2 protein-coding genes are annotated in these 1,004 nt (G+C 32.4%); both read left to right on the top strand.

Going from position 1 to position 1,004, the window contains the following annotated elements:
- Nucleotides 1-217: 217 nt before the first annotated feature.
- Entirely contained in the window at nucleotides 218-454 is a 237-nt protein-coding gene (locus AC2FA3_RS15000; protein ID WP_490510281.1) for a hypothetical protein, read from the top strand.
- A gap of 110 nt (nucleotides 455-564) precedes the next feature.
- Nucleotides 565-930 carry an IS630 transposase-related protein gene (locus tag AC2FA3_RS14995; protein ID WP_490510280.1) on the top strand — a complete coding sequence of 122 codons (366 nt, stop codon included), beginning with the start codon at nucleotides 565-567 and terminating at the stop codon, nucleotides 928-930.
- Nucleotides 931-1,004: the final 74 nt, after the last annotated feature.

The raw sequence follows: 1,004 nt of genomic DNA, 5'->3' as shown, positions 1-1,004 counted from the left end.
GAGTAAGTCATGGTCTTTATAATAACAATTGGGTTTGATAATTAGTTTATAACACTTTTAGGTGGGCTTGACTATATTAACTCAGCTGATCGAGTAATATCCTTAAATAGGATGACATCTAAAATATAACTTTAATGTAGAAACATATCTAATTCTTAGTATATATTTATTAATTTAAGAAAATTAATAATGATCGTATCAATCAAGGAGTTTTAATATGGTAGTTTTATTTAAAGGTTTTAAAATAACTGTATTTTTAAAATGGTTTTTAATTATAGGAGTAGCTGCGTATGGTGTGCTTGCTTATACTATTGGAATAGATAAGCTCAAATCAGTATTTTTTAATGGATTATCAAAAGATATATTTATGATATTTGCAGCTAGTTTTTCCGGAGCCTTATATTTAACTTATTGGGAGGGCAATAAAAGTAAATTTATACATTTTAAAAAGTAAAATAAATATACATTCATTGGAGATTATTAAATGAGAGAATTAACTTTAACGGAATTAGAAATATAGTCAGTTCTTTTTAAATAAGATGCAATCGTTTTAAAACAAGCGAAATGGCAGAAGAACGAATGACCTATTCAGCAGATTTTCGAGCACAAGTGATTAGAAGTGTCAAAAACAAAGACATGAGTATCCGTCAGGCTTGTACTTTTTATAATGTTAGCAAAACCGCATTACAGCGCTGGCTCAAAGATTCAAGTATCAAACAAACTCGGGATAAACCACCGACTAAAATACCGAATGAAGCACTCTTAAAAGACGTTGAACAACATCCAGATGACTATCTGTATGAGCGAGCTAGGCGATTCAACTGTAGTAAGACCGGCATGCACACTGCTTTAAAACGTTTAGGTATCAGTCAAAAAAAGACCTTAAAGCATCCAAAAGCCTGCCTGATAAAAAGAGCGGCGTATCAGTGAACCGCCCCGGGATTGTCGGAGACCTAATATTCTGAGAGAATACGACAATGAAAAGACAAAGCTATACTCCCGAG

Source organism: Janibacter sp. CoH_79_TC_3 (assembly GCF_058197955.1).
This window is presented reverse-complemented; position numbering and strand designations above follow the sequence as displayed.

What these genes read in the sequence shown, in the direction of transcription:
- AC2FA3_RS14995 (WP_490510280.1), top strand. Translation starts at nt 565, where the DNA reads ATGGCAGAAGAACGAATGACCTATTCAGCAGATTTTCGAGCACAAGTG.
- AC2FA3_RS15000 (WP_490510281.1), top strand. Translation starts at nt 218, where the DNA reads ATGGTAGTTTTATTTAAAGGTTTTAAAATAACTGTATTTTTAAAATGG.